14 protein-coding genes are annotated in these 17,115 nt (G+C 66.3%); 10 read left to right on the forward strand and 4 right to left on the reverse strand.

From position 1 onward, the window contains the following. Positions 1-26: 26 nt before the first annotated feature. Entirely contained in the window at positions 27-1,148 is a 1,122-nt protein-coding gene (locus ACFV9C_RS32800) for a DNA cytosine methyltransferase (protein WP_380199559.1), read from the reverse strand. Positions 1,149-1,289: 141 nt separating this feature from the next. Here ACFV9C_RS32800 and ACFV9C_RS32805 point away from each other — a divergent pair, with 141 nt between their 5' ends. From ACFV9C_RS32805 to ACFV9C_RS32835, 7 genes are all read left to right on the forward strand, one after another. Further along, positions 1,290-1,784, forward strand: a complete 495-nt coding sequence (locus tag ACFV9C_RS32805) for a very short patch repair endonuclease (protein WP_380199561.1) — start codon at positions 1,290-1,292, stop codon at positions 1,782-1,784. Between the two features lie 113 nt (positions 1,785-1,897). Further along, positions 1,898-4,489, forward strand: coding sequence for a Z1 domain-containing protein (locus tag ACFV9C_RS32810; RefSeq protein ID WP_380199563.1), 2,592 nt, complete (start codon positions 1,898-1,900; stop codon positions 4,487-4,489). Then, on the forward strand, positions 4,486-5,499 hold the full coding sequence (locus ACFV9C_RS32815; RefSeq protein ID WP_380199565.1) for a PD-(D/E)XK motif protein: 1,014 nt from the start codon (positions 4,486-4,488) through the stop codon (positions 5,497-5,499). The genes ACFV9C_RS32810 and ACFV9C_RS32815 overlap by 4 nt, the downstream gene beginning before the upstream one ends. After that, positions 5,496-7,349: a hypothetical protein gene (locus ACFV9C_RS32820; RefSeq protein WP_380199567.1), complete on the forward strand. Its 1,854-nt coding sequence runs from the start codon at positions 5,496-5,498 to the stop codon at positions 7,347-7,349. Before ACFV9C_RS32815 ends, ACFV9C_RS32820 begins: the two co-directional genes overlap by 4 nt. After that, on the forward strand, positions 7,346-8,245 hold the full coding sequence (locus tag ACFV9C_RS32825; protein WP_380199569.1) for a hypothetical protein: 900 nt from the start codon (positions 7,346-7,348) through the stop codon (positions 8,243-8,245). Before ACFV9C_RS32820 ends, ACFV9C_RS32825 begins: the two co-directional genes overlap by 4 nt. After that, positions 8,242-9,039, forward strand: coding sequence for a DUF6339 family protein (locus ACFV9C_RS32830; protein WP_380199571.1), 798 nt, complete (start codon positions 8,242-8,244; stop codon positions 9,037-9,039). Before ACFV9C_RS32825 ends, ACFV9C_RS32830 begins: the two co-directional genes overlap by 4 nt. A gap of 80 nt (positions 9,040-9,119) precedes the next feature. Further along, positions 9,120-10,802 carry a TIGR02391 family protein gene (locus ACFV9C_RS32835; protein WP_380199573.1) on the forward strand — a complete coding sequence of 561 codons (1,683 nt, stop codon included), beginning with the start codon at positions 9,120-9,122 and terminating at the stop codon, positions 10,800-10,802. A 211-nt stretch (positions 10,803-11,013) separates the two neighbouring features. On the opposite strand, the gene ACFV9C_RS32840 is transcribed toward ACFV9C_RS32835, so the two are convergent. Further along, entirely contained in the window at positions 11,014-12,144 is a 1,131-nt protein-coding gene (locus ACFV9C_RS32840; protein ID WP_380199575.1) for an epoxide hydrolase family protein, read from the reverse strand. A 54-nt stretch (positions 12,145-12,198) separates the two neighbouring features. Between ACFV9C_RS32840 and ACFV9C_RS32845 the strand changes: the two genes are divergently transcribed. Beyond that, positions 12,199-13,209 (forward strand): helix-turn-helix transcriptional regulator, encoded by a 1,011-nt coding sequence (locus ACFV9C_RS32845; RefSeq protein ID WP_380199577.1) that lies wholly within the window; start codon positions 12,199-12,201, stop codon positions 13,207-13,209. Between the two features lie 15 nt (positions 13,210-13,224). Here ACFV9C_RS32845 and ACFV9C_RS32850 read toward each other — a convergent pair whose 3' ends face one another. Both ACFV9C_RS32850 and ACFV9C_RS32855 read right to left on the reverse strand, forming a co-directional pair. Then, entirely contained in the window at positions 13,225-13,869 is a 645-nt protein-coding gene (locus ACFV9C_RS32850; RefSeq protein WP_380199579.1) for a response regulator, read from the reverse strand. Next, positions 13,866-15,911 (reverse strand): histidine kinase, encoded by a 2,046-nt coding sequence (locus tag ACFV9C_RS32855; protein ID WP_380199581.1) that lies wholly within the window; start codon positions 15,909-15,911, stop codon positions 13,866-13,868. Before ACFV9C_RS32855 ends, ACFV9C_RS32850 begins: the two co-directional genes overlap by 4 nt. A gap of 154 nt (positions 15,912-16,065) precedes the next feature. Between ACFV9C_RS32855 and ACFV9C_RS32860 the strand changes: the two genes are divergently transcribed. Together ACFV9C_RS32860 and ACFV9C_RS32865 are read left to right on the forward strand one after the other, a co-directional pair. Beyond that, positions 16,066-16,410, forward strand: coding sequence for a hypothetical protein (locus ACFV9C_RS32860; RefSeq protein WP_380199583.1), 345 nt, complete (start codon positions 16,066-16,068; stop codon positions 16,408-16,410). Further along, the gene (locus tag ACFV9C_RS32865; protein ID WP_380199585.1) at positions 16,407-17,093 is read left to right on the forward strand and encodes a hypothetical protein; all 687 of its coding nucleotides are present in this window, start codon (positions 16,407-16,409) and stop codon (positions 17,091-17,093) included. The genes ACFV9C_RS32860 and ACFV9C_RS32865 overlap by 4 nt, the downstream gene beginning before the upstream one ends. Positions 17,094-17,115 lie beyond the last annotated feature (22 nt).

Here is a 17,115-nt window from a genome sequence, read left to right on the forward strand (position 1 = left end):
ATCCCGGTACGGCGCACAGGTCGAAGTCAGCGCATCTCGTCGATGAGGGTCCGGTTCGGGACCTCGACCGGTGTCGAGCTCACCAGAGGAGGCTCCGACGGCGTGTCGAACCAGTTCCGGGTCATCGCGGCGTCGAGTGACGCTGCGTCGATCCGCAGGCCGAGCGCGGCTGCAAGCACGTGGACGGCCAGTCGCGGTGGGATGGCGTTGCCGATCTGCTGAGCCTTGTCCTTGCCGGACCACGGGTAGTCGCGAGGGAAGGTCTGGAGTGCCCCGGCCTCCGAGGATGTGAAGCGTTCGATGCGGCCGTTCCGCATCTTGACCCGGTTCCGGGTGATCTTCCCCGTGACCGTCGCTGACGGTTGGTCGGAGCGACGACGGCCACGTTTCTTGGGATCACCGCCTGTGCCGTAGTTCGAGATCACCGTGAACGGCTCCGGTCGGCCGAGGGCCTCTGCCATCGTCCGCCAGGGCGCGAGTGTGGGGTCGCCTTCTCCGCGTCCGACGCCTTGTCGGAACGCGCGATGGGTCGGAGCGGGAAGCTCGACGCTGCCGCTCCGGCGGGCGATCAAGATCGCGCGACGTCGGGTTTGTGGTACTCCGAACTGCTCGGTTCGGAGGACCTTGCACTCACAGCTGTACCCGATGCCGATGAGAACTTCCCGGATCGTCTTCCAGACGGGGAGCACTGTCGGCACCTGTTCGAGGACGACGGCCTCGAACGGATCGCCTGCTCGATACGCGTCGAGCGCCCACCGCAGTGGCTCGAGAACGAGCCGCGTCCGGTCGTCCTCGACAGCGGTCAGAACCTCTTCCGTGTCGTCACCTGCGGCCATGTTCCTGGCGGCCTGGACGACCAGTTCCAACGCACGCCTGCCGTCGCCGTTCCCGGCCACCGTGTACGTCTGGCAAGGTGGCCCACCGGCCAGGATGTTGGCGTCGGAGAACCGCTTCGGCTTGAAGTCGCGTACGTCGCCCTTGTGGGTCGTCAGGCCGGCGGTGCGTCGCGTCTCACACGCGTCGTCGTCCCACTCGATTCCCTCGACCGTGACGCCGAGCCACCGGGCGGCGACGTCGAGTCCACCCGGCCCCGCGAACAGATCCACCATGTGCAGCTTCGACGGCAGACCGTTCTGATCCCGCGTCATGCAGCGAAAGTATAGGGGGTTCGCAACCGGCCGACGCCACCGCAACGCGGGCTGCGCCGTTCGCCCTTCACGTGCGACCGACTGGAAATGTACGGCGGTTCAGAAGACAGTACGGGCGCATCGTGAGAGGTTGGCAGCGTCATGGACAGAGATCGCGCAGCCGAACGATCGACGCCGCCGGACGCAGCGACGCGGATCGGCTCACGTCCGGTGCTGAAGACCACGGCACAGACCTCCTCGAGGATGTCGCGTCAGGCACGGCGTGACACCAAACCCGAGATCGAGTTGCGTAGGAGACTGCACAAACTGGGATATCGCTACCGGGTCAACCATCCGCTGTCGGGCATGCCCCGGCGACGTGCGGACCTGACCTTCACGGCGAAGCGGGTGGTCGTGTTCGTCGACGGCTGCTTCTGGCACGATTGTCCCGAGCACGGAACGAGTCCCCGCAACAACGGTGCCTGGTGGGCGGAGAAACTCCGGAAGAACGTCGCACGCGACCGTGAGACCGACGCCGCCCTCGACGCCGCCGGGTGGTCCGTAGTGCGGATCTGGGAGCACGAGGACCCGGACACGGCCACGCTGCGTGTGGTCGGAGCCTTGACCGCGGCGGCCAGTTCGGGTGACTGTACGTAACGTTCCATTGTCTAGTCCGATATAGGCGCAGGGGAGCGGCCGGCGGAACCGGAGAACGGAGTCCGTGGGTTGTCGATCCGGTGAGCGTCGAGTGCAGCGAGCGTGGGGAACCGATGAGTGACGAGATCGAAGCCAAGTACGAGGTGTTCCGGGACCTGCTCGAGACCAGGACACCGGAGGAGGCGGTCAAGTCTCTCGAGGTTCTCGGGCTGCAGGACCAGGTGATCCAACGGATCATCGAGCGCCATGAGCAGCGGGTGATCGAGATCCGCGAGATGGACGAGCCTCGCGTGGTCTACGAAGGCAATCGATACACCTGGTACACCGGCCCGAGATCCGGCGACAGGTGCTGGCCTGCCCTGGTCGATCGGCTTGTTGCCGCGGGATGGAAGCAGGACCCGGCAATCGATGCGCTCGACGCGGCTTCCACCAAGGTGGTCTCGCTGTTGAGCCATCCGAAGGAGCGGACCTTCTCGACCCGTGGCCTCGTCGTCGGCTACGTGCAGTCCGGAAAGACGACGAACTTCACCGCGGTCATGGCGAAGGCCGCCGATCGTGGTTACAAGCTGTTCATCGTGCTCGCGGGTATCCACAACGGCCTTCGTCGACAAACCCAGGCGCGCCTTGTACAACAGCTCGTCGAGCCGAACCCGACCCGTTGGTTCCAGCTGACCGACCTGGACAGGGACTTCGTCCCGACGGCGAACGCGGCATCCTTCTTCGGCAAGAGCAACCGCACGCACGTCCTCTGCGTGGTCAAGAAGAACGCGACCGTCCTGCGGAAGTTCGCCGACTGGCTGCGGTCGGCCTCGGAGTACCTGGGCGACTGCCCGGCGTTGGTCATCGACGACGAAGCGGATCAGGCGACCGTTGCCACCAAGACGATCAACCCGCTGATTCAGGAGATCCTCGGCGTCCTGCCGAAGTCGGCGTATGTCGGGTACACCGCATCGCCGTTCGCCAATCTTCTGATCGACCCGAGTGCAGACGGTGACTTTTATCCGCGGGACTTCATTGTCAATCTGCCAAAGCCGCTTGGACACTTCGGCACGGAGGTCGTCTTCGGTCGGTACGCGCTCGACGGCGAGAGCCCGGAGGACGTCGATGACGGGTACGACATGATCCGTACCGTCCCTGAGTCGGACGTCGAGCTTGTGCGACCGATGCGTCGGGTCGACATCGAGTCGTTCCAGCCGACGCTGACGCCGACGCTCAAGACGGCGATCGAGTACTTCTGGCTGAGTACTGCGGCCCGTCGGGTCCGCGGTACCGGGGTCAAGCACAGCACGATGCTGATTCACACGAGCGTCAACACGGTCGTTCACAACCGGTTCCGGAAGCCGCTCGAAGACCTGCGCATGCAGCTGAACGCAGGTCTGGGTTCGGCGGACGTGCTCCAGAGGCTCCGATCTCTGTGGGCCTCAGAGAGTGCGAAGGTCTCCGCAGCCGAGTTCGGCGAGCGCCCGGTCGCCTTCGACCAGCTGCTCCGCGAACTGCCAGGTGTTGTCGACGACTGCAAGATCATCATGGACAACTCGAGCAGCGAGGATCGGCTGGACTACGAGTCCGGCCCGGTGGTCGCGATCGCCGTCGGCGGAAACACGCTGTCTCGAGGTCTGACCCTCGAAGGCCTGTCCGTCAGCTACTTCGTCCGTGCCGTGTCGGCATACGACACTCTCCTGCAGATGGGACGCTGGTTCGGCTACCGTGACGGGTACGCCGACCTGCCCCGGATCTGGATGACCGACGAACTGCAGGACTGGTTCCGCCACCTGGCGACAGTCGAGACGGAGATGCGTCGAGACATCGATCTGTACATGATCGAGGACAAGGACCCGCTGACGTTCGCGGTACGCCTGCGGACCCACCCGGCCTTGCGAGTCACGACGGCTGCAAAGATGAAGGACGCGGTCCCGGCGATGTCTGCGTACGGCGGACAACGCGTCCAGACCAGGTACTTCCGGCGGAACAAGGACTGGCTGAACGTCAACCAGGACGCGTCGAAGGGCCTTGTCACGCGGGCGAAAGAGACCGGTGGGCACGAGCCGGACGCCAAGAACGGCCGACACGTCTTCCGGAATGTGCCGAGCGAGTACGTCCTTGAATTTCTGCGGGCATATCAGTTCCACGAGAAGTCGCAGGAGTGCGACTCCGACCTGCTGATCCGCTACATCGAGCGCCGGAAGCGGGAGGCCGACTCGCTGTCGCAATGGAACGTCGCGATTGTCGGCAATCCCGTCGACTCCGAACTGGGCAATTTCGAGTTCGCACCTGAGGTCGAGGTCGGTCGTATTGTTCGTGCCCGACTCGGTTCGGACGACCCAGGCCTGGAAAACCCGGCTGAGGACGACTTTGCAGACATCAAGACGCTCATGAGCCGCCGGGATGCGGCGATCGATCTGGTCGGCGAGACCGGCAGGTTCAACGAGGAGAAGATCAAACAGGAGCGTCTTGAGCAACTCCCGGACACAGGCCTGATCGTCCTCTATCCCATCGACAAGACCTCGACGCCCAAGCCGGTCGCACCTGGGAAGAAGCAACGTAAGGCGCTCGACGCGGAGACAGATGTGATCGGCGTCGGCCTGGTGTTCCCGCAGCCGGGTGTCGACAGCCCGATCGAGTGGAAGTACATCTCGGCAGACCTGTCCAAGATCGACATCGAGGAAGAGGATTTCGAGGCGCTGAACGCGGAGGAGCCTGCGTGACCGTAACGCTGCGCGAGATCATGCAGCAGCACTGGGAGGCGTTGGACAGTCACGGCGCCGCTGTCTCGGGGCTTCGGGTCGCAGACCTTCCCGTCGAGACCAGCGTCGGACCGGTGATTGCGGCGGTCGATCGTGCCGGGGATCGGCACATCCTGGTGCCGATCGAGACGCACCGGAGAGTACGAGGCGGACTCGACGGACCGGCATTGCTGCTGAAGAAGACGCCGCTCGAGGACGACGCCGGACGACGTACCTTCGCAGATCTGCGCTGCGCACGCCCGGATCTGAACGACGTGTTCACCGGACTGTGCGCGGACGTGTTGGCAAGTATCGAAAGTCAGCCGGCGGATGCACTGAAGGCGCTCTACCGGCAGCTCGACAGGTGGCGTGCACTGTTCCAGACGACGAGCAACGTACTCGGCGTCGAACAGCAGGCTGGCCTGTTCGGCGAGCTGCTCTTCCTGGACATGCTGCTCGGGCGAGATGCGGGTGCACATCTACTGTGGAAAGGGCCACTCGGGCATCGACACGACTTCGCCTCTGCGCAGCACGCCGTCGAGATCAAGTCGTCGCTGGCGACGGACGGTCGACGGGCTCGCATCCACGGGCTCGATCAGCTCGATGCTCCGGCAGGTGGCCTTCATCTGTACTGGATCCGTCTCGAGACAGGCGGTACCGACGCGAGGAGTCTCAACGACTTGGCGAGGCAGGTCGTCGACAGGTGTGAGGACGAGAGCGCCGTACGCTCGTCCCTGTCAGCGGCAGGCTACCGGTTCGTCGATGCGGCACAGTACGAGAAGACGCGGTTCGTTGTACTCGAGGAACGCTGCTACGCGGTCAACGAAGGATTTCCTCGCTTGGTGGCGAGCGAACTGACCGCGGCGGGTGTGGCGATCGACGTGACCGACGTTGCCTACACAATCGATCTCTCCTCCGAACATCCAGCTCCGCTCGATGACGAGGCAACGGAGAAGCATGTCGAGGATCTGCTGCTCGAGGGGGCGGGATGACGACGGCCTGGTTGTCACAGACATTTCCTCCTGAGGGTGCGAGCGCAGCCGAAGGAATCCGGAACCAGCTCGGACGGCCGGAACTCGACCTGCTGACGATCCTGGTCCGGGAGGCTGCGCAGAACTCGTGGGATGCGCGTCGGAACGACGTACCCGGGGTGGACTTCCGGCTGTCGATCGGTTCCGTCAGTGCCGCTCACCTGTCGGCATGGAGGGACCTGCTGTTGCGCAACGCACCGATCGACGGGCACCTCCCACTGCGTCGGATCCTGCGGCGGTCTGACATCCGCACGCTGACGGTCTCCGATCGTGGGACGAGCGGTCTTGGCGGTCCGACACGGGCGGATGCGCTGCACAGCAGCAACCACGACTTCATCTCGTTCGTCCGCAACATCGGCGAACCGAGGGACAAGGAGCTCGGCGGTGGAACGTACGGTTTCGGCAAGGGAATCTTCTACCTGCTGTCGACTGCCGGCACAGTGTTGCTGCACACCCGGTGCGACGACGGCAGCGGTCGGCTGCAGACCCGGCTGATCGGCTGCGCGCTCTGGAAGAGTTACATCGGGAAGGACGGGGCCGACGAGCGGCGGTATACCGGTCGCCACTGGTGGGGGGACGTGAGCGACGGCATCGCCGAGCCGCTGGTCGGCGACTCAGCGGCCGAGGCAGCTCGCAGGCTCGGTCTGGAATCGTTCGAGGACGACGAAACCGGGACGGACGTCGTGGTCCTCGATCCGATTCTCGACGACCGCGACTCGCTGCAGACCGCCGAGTACCTGGCCGAGACCGTTTCCTGGCACCTGTGGCCGAAGATGCTCGCCCGGTCGAACGGTCGCCCTGCAATGCGATTCTCGGTGCGGTGTGACGGCGTCGACGTACCTGTGCCGGACCCGGAGTCGACCCGTCCGCTCGACCTTTTCGTGGCTGCTTATCGGAGGCTGCAAGAGGGCGGGCGAGATCTCGAATGCCGCAGCCCGAAGAAGTTGCTGGGACGGCTCGGTCTCGTCAAGACGGTGGCACCCGCCCTGACGCCGACGGCCGCGGGGCTGACAGCAGGTGTGGACACCTTGGTCCACCATGTGTGCCTGATGAGGCCCGCTGAGCTCGTTGTGACCTATCACCGCGGCCCGAAGCCGCCGAGTGAGCTCCTCGCGTACGCGGGCGTCTTCCGAGCGGATCAGGCGATGGACGAGGTATACGCGCGCGCCGAGCCGCCGACACACGACGGCTGGAACCCGCAGTCGCTGCAGGCTCCGGAGAACACTTTCGTTCGGACCACATTTCGACGCATCCAGGAGGCCCTTGACGGATTGCTCGAGCTCGGCGGAACCTCCAGGGGAGGTACGGCTGCACTGGCGCTCGGCGCTGCCAGCAGTCACTTCGCGTCGTTGGTGGTCGGGGTGGATGGACTCGGTGGCGCAACCGACTTCGGGTCTTCGCCGGGAAGCCGAAACGGTTTCGACGGGAACAAGCGCGGGCGACACAAGAAAGGCGATTCGCGGCCGGGCAGTGCGAGGTCGTCGATCGAGTATGTCGACGACCCTTATCTCGATGAATACAACGGCGAGACCGTCGTGGTGCAGGCGTTCCGTCTGCCTTCTGACGGCGACCACGTCGTCACCGCGAACGTCGCCGTCCTGGCTGGCTCGGGTGGACGTGAAACGGATCCTCCGGTGGGTGCCGATCAACCTGTGGTACTTGGGTGGCAGGCCCGCGACGGGCGCTTCGTGTCGGAGCAATCACCACCGCTGCGGGGTGGGGACGGGACGACCTGGCGGGTGATCGTCCGGCCAGCACACGACACTATGACCGAGGTGTTGATCACCAGTCGATCGGACGCCGAGCGATGACGCGGCAGGCAATGCCGTACCGACTTCCGGCCGGTGAGACGGTGGTCGCCGGTGAATGGGTACTCGTGATGGGGGAGGAGCAGCTTCCGCTGCCGGACAGGCTTCCGGACTGGGACTATCAGACGAACCTGATCCTGCGACGAGCCGTCGAGGTCGACGCCAAGTCGTTGCGTATCGGCGCGGGGCTGGCACCGGACACGCCGCTCGCCCTTGCGGTGATCTGGATTGCGAGCGGGTCCGGGCTCCGGGCGCCGGGATACCGCGTGGCGTTGTCCGGACAGGACCAGGAGGTTTGTCAGATCGAGATCCAGATCCCTGGAGCCGAGGTCGGCGGTCGCCTGAGCTTGGACACGGTTGCTGTTCTGGACTCTCGCAACTCGACCGGAGGACCGACCGCACCGCGACGGGCCGGCTCGGTGCTGTGGCGAGACAGGTATGAGGTCCAACTCCAGGGGGACGCGCCGCAGTTCCCGATCTCGGTCATCGACTTCGCGAAGACGTCGTTCCCGAACGACGCCGCCTGGCATGTTCAGATCTCCGGCAACCTGTTTTCGGCGACGATGGGCGGCATGATCCTGCTGGTGAACGAGCGCAACGCAGCGATGGTGCGTGCGTTCCAGAACGCGGCGCGGCCGCGGACGGTCGACAAAGCTGTGTTGTCGGCGGTGTACTTCGACGTCGCTCGGGCGATGGCAGAACACGGGCTACGGTCGGAAGAGCTCACGGAAGGGACTCCGTATCCCGAGGGGACCCTTGGTGCCACCGTCATTTCGCTCCTGGATCGTTTGTTCCCAGGCGTTTCGCTCGTCGAACTGAAACTGCGGATGGAGCAGTCGCCTGCGCACTTCGCATCTGAGCTACGCGCCGCTGTCAGGCTGTTCGAGGAGGTCGAGTGAGCCTCCTTTACCCCAGGCTTCTGATCGAGCAGGCGAAGCCGTTGCACGAGCAGTACAGAACCCTGGGCATCGAAGAACTCGGGCACCGCGCCGGGACGTCGCACCAGTCAGCTATCTATGCGGCAACCGGCGGTGACCGGGTGTCGACCGGACAGCTGGCAGAGCTTCGGAGCGGGGTTCTGCAGCTCGCGACGCAGTACGGATTCCCGGCTGAGTCGTCGCGTGGCGCGCGCGGCGAGTTCGACCTGCGGTTGGCGACGTACTTGCATCTCGGAATGAAGGTCATCCCGGCCGAGGCGGCCTCCGGTGATGTCTGGGCCTTCCTCGCGTTGGTGCTGTTGCCCGACGTCGCGTACTGGCGGTATCCGCAACCCCCTGGCGACCGCGTTCTCGGAACAGATATCACCCGGCATGTTCTGGGGCGGTTGTGGTGGCGAGCTCAGCTCGTTCACTCACCGGACGAACCCGATTCCTACAAGGCGTTGGAAGTCCTCGGCGAAGCGGCGCTGGACCAGATCTACACCCGCCGTAAGGCGCTCGGCGGCAGCCCCCTTGTCGTTAAGGCGATCCTCCGAACCTGGACGACTCTCGAACTGGACGGGCTCGAGGAAAGAGCCGTACTGCGTGACTTCCTCCAGCGCCTGTTGCGGCTCAGCCCGTTCGTCGCATTCGAGGCACTGGACCCCGTCGTTCTCGAAGAAGAGCTGCGAGCCGTGGCAGTGGAGACAATGACCGCCCTTCGGGCGGTGAGCAAGGATCGGGTGGGGCCAATCCCGGCCGGAGCCGGAGAGTGACAAGCCTTGTCCTAACTTGAGTCGACCCGACGTTCGGTACGTTTAAGACCTTTGAAGCGCAGACGTAAGGAAAGACATTGGTGAGCTCACCTCTGACGCTGCAATTCGATCCGCTCACCATTGAGCATCTCGGCTACAAGATGTACTCCCATCTGCCCAACGCACTGGCCGAGCTGATCGCGAACGCCTACGACGCGGATGCCACGGACGTTCAGGTCGTTCTGTTGGACGACGAGCACGGCCGATCCGTCACCGTTCGGGACAACGGTCATGGCATGAACCTGGGTGATCTGCGGGAGAAGTACCTGCGCATCGGGCGCAACCGCAGAGTCGAGGGCGAAGGCCGCTCCGAGTCTGGCCGCCGTGCTGTCGCCGGCAAGAAGGGCCTGGGAAAGCTGGCGCTGTTCGGGATCGGTGAAACGATCCTGCTGACCACGAAGCGCCGCGGGGCGTCCGAGAACCTGCATGTCGCACTCAGCTGGAACGAGATCAAGAACGCCACCGGAACCGAGTACCACCCGGATCTGACCCGAAGTGAAGCGGCTCCGGACGTCCACGGAACCACCGTCGAACTGAGCAACCTGCGTCGACGAACGCCTGTCAACGCGAGAGACCTCGCCCACAGCCTCAGCCGGCTGTTCGGATACGTCGACGGCGACTTCCGGATCGAGGTGATCGATGCGGCCGGGGTCAGTCGTCCGATCAACCGTGATTCCCGACTGGACGGAGTCGCCATGGACGTGGAGTGGCGCATTCCGGAAGATTTGCCGGACGACTTGAAGGCAGCCCTGCCGAACGCCCGGATTCACGGACGCGTCGTCGCGGCAGAGAAGCCGGTCGGCGTCGAGTACAGAGGAATTGCGCTCTACGCGCACGGTCGCCTCGCCAACGAACCGGAGTTCTACGGGGTCTCCGAGTCGAGCTATGCCTTCTCGTACCTGACCGGTTACCTGGATGTCGACTACATCGACGACGGTGTTGCCGATGTCATCTCGACGGACCGCCGCTCCGTCAGCTGGGACAGTGATCTCACGGCGGAGCTCAACGGCTACCTGCAGAAGCTCCTGCAATGGGCGTCTCGGGAGAGAAGGAACGCACGTCGAACCGCAACCAAGGAGCGGATCAGGACGGATCATGGAGTGGACGTTGACGAGTGGGTCGGTTCCATCAGGAGCTCCGAGCGTGATGCGGTCGGACAAGCCGCCTCGATTCTGGTCTCGCCGGACTCTGCGTTGGCGGAGGAGGATCGAACCTCGTTGCTCACCAGCCTGCGTACTATCGCACCGGACTACGCGGACTTGCACTGGCGGCATCTGCACCCGGCGATCAAGGACGTTGCCGACTCCTACTACGAGTCCGGCCACTTCCATGCAGCACTGTCTGAGGCGCTGAAGCGTTTCGTCAATGATGTCAGGAGGTCCGCCGGGCTCGAGAACATGGAGGCCTCCAACATCATGAGCAACGCCTTCAGCGTCTCTGGCAACGATCCTGCCCGCCTGGACATCACACGTCCGTATGCCGATGCCGGGTTCGACGTGAAGACCTTACGCACCATGCGCATGGGCCAGTGGAAGCTGTCGGAAGGCGCTGTTGCGGCGTTCCGCAACCCGTTCGCTCACGAGGAGGAAGCCCGACTCGTCGACACCGAGGCGATGACGTATCAGGACTGTCTCGACGGGCTGAGCATCCTGTCGCACCTCTACAGACATTTCGAGCATGCCATCGAACAGCCGCTCGGTGCGAATGCTGACCACCGGTCGTGACGCGCCGAGCCGACGAGTCCTGTCAGTGGGATCGGTCCCGGACTGTTGTCCGAGGTGTTGAGTTGGTCGATGAGGCTGTTACTGGGTGGTACGTGACGGCCTTGTAGTGGGCGCCACGTTGGGGCTACGGCCGACCGCTCCGCGCACAAGCAGACTGGTGCCGTCGTTGCGAGCAAGTGAAGGGTGGCCCGGGGGCCGGGCCCCCTAGCGGTCACCGGTTGCGGAAGAACGTTCGGAGGTCGGTGGTTACGTCGTCGGGGCGTTCTAGGGAGGCGAAGTGGCCGCCCTTGGGGAAGGTGGACCAGTGGGTGATGTTGGGGTTGTCGCGGGCGGCGAGAGGGCGGATGGTTTTGAAGTCGTCGGCGAAGACGGCTACGCCGGTGGGGGCGTGGTTGAGGGCGGGTTCGGTGCCGGCGTTGGCTTCTTCGTAGTGGTAGCGGCCGGCGGCGGCCGCGGTGTTGGTGAACCAGTAGAGGGTGACCTCGGTGAGGATCTGGTCGGGGGTGACCAGGCTGGTGCCGTTGCCGAAGTTGTTGAAGAGTTCGTTCCAGGCGAGTTGGCCGACGGGGGAGTCGGCGAGGCCGACGGCGACGGTCTGCGGGCGGGTGGAGTTGATCGCGTTGTAGCCGCCGACGGACTGGAACCACTTCAGGTGCTCCAGGGCCGCGTAGTCCTCCGGTGTGAACTCCGAGAACTCCGACGGGTCGCCGGACGGGAACGAGAACAGTTGCAGGACGTGCAGGCCGAGGAAGCCGGGCGGGCTGAGTACGCCGAGTTCGCGGGCGACCATCGCGCCGCCGTCGGAGCCGTGGGCGCCGTACGAGTCGTAGCCGAGGCGCCGCATCAGGGTGTCGAACGTGCGGGCCACCCGCGCCATCGTCCAGCCGCGGTCGATCAGCGGCGTACTGAATCCGAAGCCCGGGATCGATGGCACGACGACCGAGAACGCGTCCTGCGGGGAGCCGCCGTACGCCGCGGGGTCGGTGAGCGGGCCGATCATGTCGAGGAAGTCGACGAACGAGCCCGGGTACGTGTGGGTGAGCAGCAGCGGGGTCGCGCCCTCGACCTTCGACGGTACGTGGATGAAATGCACGGTCTGGCCGTCGATCTCGGTCAGGTAGTGCGGGAACTCGTTCATCCGGGCCTCCTGCGCGCGCCAGTCGAACCCGTTCTGCCAGCGGTCGACCATCTCGCGGAGGTAGTGGTTCGGGGTGCCGTAGTCCCAGTTGTCGCCGGGGGCGGCCTCGGGGAGGCGGGTGCGCGCGAGGCGGGCGTTCAGGTCGTCCAGGTCGGCCTGGTCGATCGTGACGGTGAAGGGCCGGATGCTCTCGTTCGTGTTCATGGCTCTACCGTAGGATCCGTATAGGAATATTAGATTCCTAATTAGGAGACTGATTTGCTGGAGACCTCGCAGCGCCTGTTGAGCCTGCTCGCATTGCTGCAGACGCGGCCGGCGTGGACCGGTGCCGAGCTCGCGGAGCGGCTCGAGGTGACGACGCGGACGGTGCGCAACGACATCGACCGGCTGCGCGAGCTCGGGTACCCGGTTGATGCCGCGCGCGGTCCGGCGGGGCACTACCGGCTCGGGATCGGCGCGAAGCTGCCGCCGTTGCTGCTCGACGACGAGGAGGCGGTCGCGGTCGCGGTGGGGCTGCGGACCGGCGCCGGCGTCGTCGGTATGGCGGAGAGCAGCCTGCGGGCCCTGACCAAGCTCCAGCAGGTCCTGCCGCATCGGCTGCAGCGCCAGGTGAACGCGATCAACGACGCGATGTCGGAAGGCCCGGAGAACACCCGGTCGAACATCGATCCGCCCGAGATCGACACCGTCCTGTTGTCGACAATCGCCGCGTGCATCCGGGACGAGCACTACCTCCGGTTCGAGTACGCCGTACCGGAAGGGGACTCGCTCTACAAGGCCGGGTCGAGTACGACGCAGGACCTGCCGATCCTGGTGGAGCCGTACCGGTTGGTCAGTTGGCACGGGTACTGGCATCTGGTGGCGCGGGACGAGACGGGGGAGTGGCACACGTACCGGGTCGACTGGATGTCGTTGCGGATGGCAACGGGTCGCAAGTACCGGCCGCGGCCGATGCGGGACGACGAGTACGCCGATTTCGTACTGCGGGACGTGGCGTCGGCGGGGTGGAAGGTGCATGCGCGGATCACCGTGTACGCGCCGGCGCGGGAGGTGTTGTCGCGGATCCACGCAGCGGTCGGGATCGTCGAGTCGGTGGACGAGGAGACGAGTGTGCTGGTCACCGGCGCGGATTCGTACGAGTTGATCGCGGTGTACGTCGGGATGCTGGGGCTGGACTTCCGTGTTGACGGGCCGCCCGGGTTGGTCGCGCATCTCTCGACCGTCGGCGAGCGGTACTTGAGGGCGATCGGCGTACCGAACAACGGGTAGTGGCGGAAAGGGCGACTACCCGTCCTTCGGTACGCCGAGGCCGGCGTTGCGGGCCTGGATGATGGCGGTGGCGCGGTCGGCGGTGCCGAGTTTGGTGAAGATCGTGGAGACGTTGTTCGCCACGGTCTTCGGGGCCAGGTCGAGGCGGGTGGCGATCGCGGGGTTGGACAGGCCGGCGGCGAGGAGGTCGAGGATCTCGCGTTCGCGGGTGGTGAGTTCGGGGAACGGGTCCGTGGGCGGTGGCGCGGCGAAGAACGTGAGGACGCGGCGGGCGACGCCCGGCCCGAAGATCGCCTCGCCGGCGGCGACGGCGCGGATGGCGCGGGCGATCTCCTCCTGCTCGGCGCCCTTCACCAGGTAGCCGCGGGCGCCGGCCCGCATCGCGGCGAAGACCGAGTCGTCGTCCTCGAACATGGTGAGCACGAGTACGGCGACCTCGGGCGCCGAGCGGGCCAACTCGCGGGTGGCGGCGAAACCGTCGAGGTCGGGCATCTGCAGGTCGAGTACGGCGACGTCGGGGCGGGTGGTGACGACCTCACGGATCGCCTCCCGGCCGGTCGCGGCGACGCCGACCACGTCGATGCCGGGGAGCGAGGTCAGGAGCGCCGCGAGGCCGGCGCGCACCACCGGATGGTCGTCGGCCAACACAACGCGGATCACCGCACCTCCAAGGAGGCCGCGTCATTTGGCGAACGGTGCTCCGCCCCGCCGGTGGCGGAAGCGGTGATTGTGGTTGGGAGAGGCGCGGTGGTGGGGAGGGGGAAGCGGGCTTGGACTTTGCTGCCGGTGGGGGTTGGGCCGGCGGTTAGGGTGCCGCCTAGTTCGGCGGTGCGGTCGTGCATGGCTTGGAGGCCTACGCCGGGGTGCCAGGCGCCGGTGGGTGTGCCGTTGTCGGTGATCTCGATCTCCAGTTCGGTGCCGCAGCGGAGGGAGAGTACGGCGGTCGTCGCCGAGGCGTGACGTACGACGTTGGTCAGGGCCTCGGTGGCGATGCGGTACGCCGCGACCTCCAGCGCGGCGGGCAGCGGCGGTAGACCGTCGGCGGTGACGGTGACGCGGATCGGGGTGCCGTCCGCGCGGATCGACATCTGGTCGGCGCGTTGCTGGAGGGCGGCGATCAGGCCGAGTTCGTCCAGCGCCGGCGGGCGGAGGTCGTCGACGAGCCGGCGTACGTCGGTGATGGCCGCGCGGGTGTCGGCGCGCAAGCGGGTGAGCAGTTCGACCGCTCGTGGGGTGTCCTTGGTGATCAGGTTCGCCGCGGCGTCGGCGGCGAACGCGACGCCCGTGAGTGTCGGCCCCAGTCCGTCGTGCAGGTCGCGCCGCAAGCGTCGACGCTCCTCCTCGCGCGCCGACACCAGCTTCTCCCGGGACGTCTGGAGCTCCGCGGACAACCGCATCGCGTGGACCGCGACTGCCAGCGGTACGGCGACCAGCGCGAGCACACTGCGGTCCGCCGACGACAACCCGGCCTCGCCGGACCGCGTCCCGACCTCGAGCAGCCCCAGCACTTCCCCACCATAGGAGAGCGGTACGACGGACACCCCAGCTGCCGGCGGACTGCCGGCGGAGGCGATCAGCGTGCCGTCTACTCGGATTGCTACGTAGGGGAGGCGGAGGGCCGAGCGGGTTGCGGCTACTACGCCAGGCAGGCCGGCGGAGAGTTGGGAGCCGACTCGGGAGGCGACGCGGGCGGGGTTGTTGCGGTCGCCGTACAGGGCTCGGTCGACGAGTTGCTGCAGGCGTGGGAGTACCGGGGCGATGATCAGGGCGACGAAGACCGTTACCGCGGCGGAGCGGCCTACCTGGGATGCGATCAGGGAGTCGAGCAACGCGACCAGGGCGGCATAGATGCCGATGGCAACCAGCGACAGGAGGGCCCAGGTCAGGGCGCGGGAGACGACCAGGCGGATGTCGAGGAGCTGGTAGCGGACGATCGCCACCGCGACGGCGATCGGGATCAGCGGGATCGCCAGCAGGACGAGGATCGGCGTACCGGCGACGAATGCCCACGGGGTGACGAACAGCAGGGCGATGACCGACGCCAGGAGCAACCACAGCAGTTGCCGGCGGCCTGCTTCGTCGGCGCGGCGATAGCGGATCGCCAAGCAGACCAGGGCGAGCACGATCGCGGCCAGGTTGCGTACCTCGGTCGCGGTCCAGAGCGGCTGCAGCGCGTCGAACCGTGGGATTGTCAACAATCCGACAGGTAGGTCGGGAGAGACCGGCTCGCCGCTGCCGGCCATCTCGAGGACGAAGAGCGGCGAGGTCGCGATGATCGCGATCGCGGCCCAGCGCCAGCGCGGTGACAACAGCCGGCCGTCCGGGAACAGCAGCAGCGCGAGCGGCAGGAACAGGCCGATCGACCACGGCCAGGCGGCCAGCGAGATCGTGACGAGGAGTTGCTGCGCGACGTGGCCGTCGACCGCGTGAGCGAGTGCGTCGGCGACCGGCGTCGTCGCGTGGCCGATGCCGTCCGCGAGGAACAGCCAGCCGATCGGGTTCGCCGGGCGGTGCCAGGCGATGACCGCGCCGCAGAGGCCGAAGGTCAGGGCCATCAGCCCGTTCGTCACGACGAAGTTGTCGACAAGGTCCTGCCAGCCCCAGCCGGCCGCGACGCCGTACGCGACGGCGAAAACCACCTCGACCACGACCAGCGCGGCGAGCGCGCCGGCGAGGCCGCGGCGGTTCCCTGAGGTTGTCATACCGGCAGTGTGCTCCCGGAACGTTCCCGGCGTCTCGGGATCGTGATCCCGGATCCGGCGGGGAACTGCCCGCGCCGTCGGGACCCCGTCCCCGGGCTGCGGCCGGTCGTGGGACCGCACTGTGGTGCCGAACCACGACACAAGGGGGTAGGAGATGTACAGATTCGGACTGGTGCTGCTGGGGTTGCTCGCACTCGTGGACCTCGCGACGCCGCTCACGACGGACGGGGAGCACCCGCCGATGAGCATCGCGATCGGGTCCGCGGTCGTCGGTCTGATCAGCCTGGCGCTGGTCGGTCTCGCCTGGCGCGGGAAGCGGTGGCCGCTCGCGCCGCTGATCACGTTGCGCCTCGCGTCGGCGCTGCTCGCCGTACCGGCGTTCTTCGCCGACGGCGTTCCGGCGGTCGCAGTGGTCGCGGCGGGGATCGGCGTCACGGCGACCGTGGTCGGGGTGATCTCGGTACTGCTGCCGAAGCGCGAGTTGGCGGGTGCGCGATGACCGAGACGGTCAGCCGTACGACGGCGCGCGCGGACATCCGGCCTGTCTGGCGGTGGGTGGCGGCGGTGGTCCTGCCGATCGGGCCGGCGGCGGTGGCGCTGCTGCGATTCCTGCTGCCCTACAACACGGCGGACGATGCGTCGACAATCGTCAATAGGATTGTCGACAATCTGGGGCGGAGCTCGTTGGTGATCTGGCTCGCGTACGTCGCGATCCTGACGCTGGTGCCTGGGGTGTACTTCGTGGGGCGGCTGACGCGGCGCGGTACGCCGTGGTTGACGGGGATCGCGTTGTTCCTGATGGTTCCGGGGTATCTGTCGTTGCCGTGGACGGCGAGCAGTGACGTCTTCACGTGGGCGGCCGGGACCGCGGGGATCGATCGGGGGGCGATCACGAAGATTGCTGAGGTCTCGCACGGTTCGATGGACCTGGCCGGGTTGGTGTTTGTGGTCGGGCATGTGCTCGGGACCGTGCTGCTCGGGATCGCGATGTGGCGGTCCGGGGTGGGCGGCCGGTGGGCTGCGGTGGCGGTGGGGATCTCGCAGCCGTTGCATCTGACGGCGGTCATCATCAGCAGTCATCCGCTGGATCTCGTCGGGTGGGGGCTGCAGGCAGCCGGGTTCGCCGCGGTGGGGTGGGCGATCGTCCGGATGCCGAATGCGGAGTGGCAGCCAGTTCCGTGATGGGGGTCCGGGTTCGCGTTAC

This window comes from Kribbella sp. NPDC059898 (assembly GCF_042730855.1).
Lineage (GTDB): Bacteria > Actinomycetota > Actinomycetes > Propionibacteriales > Kribbellaceae > Kribbella.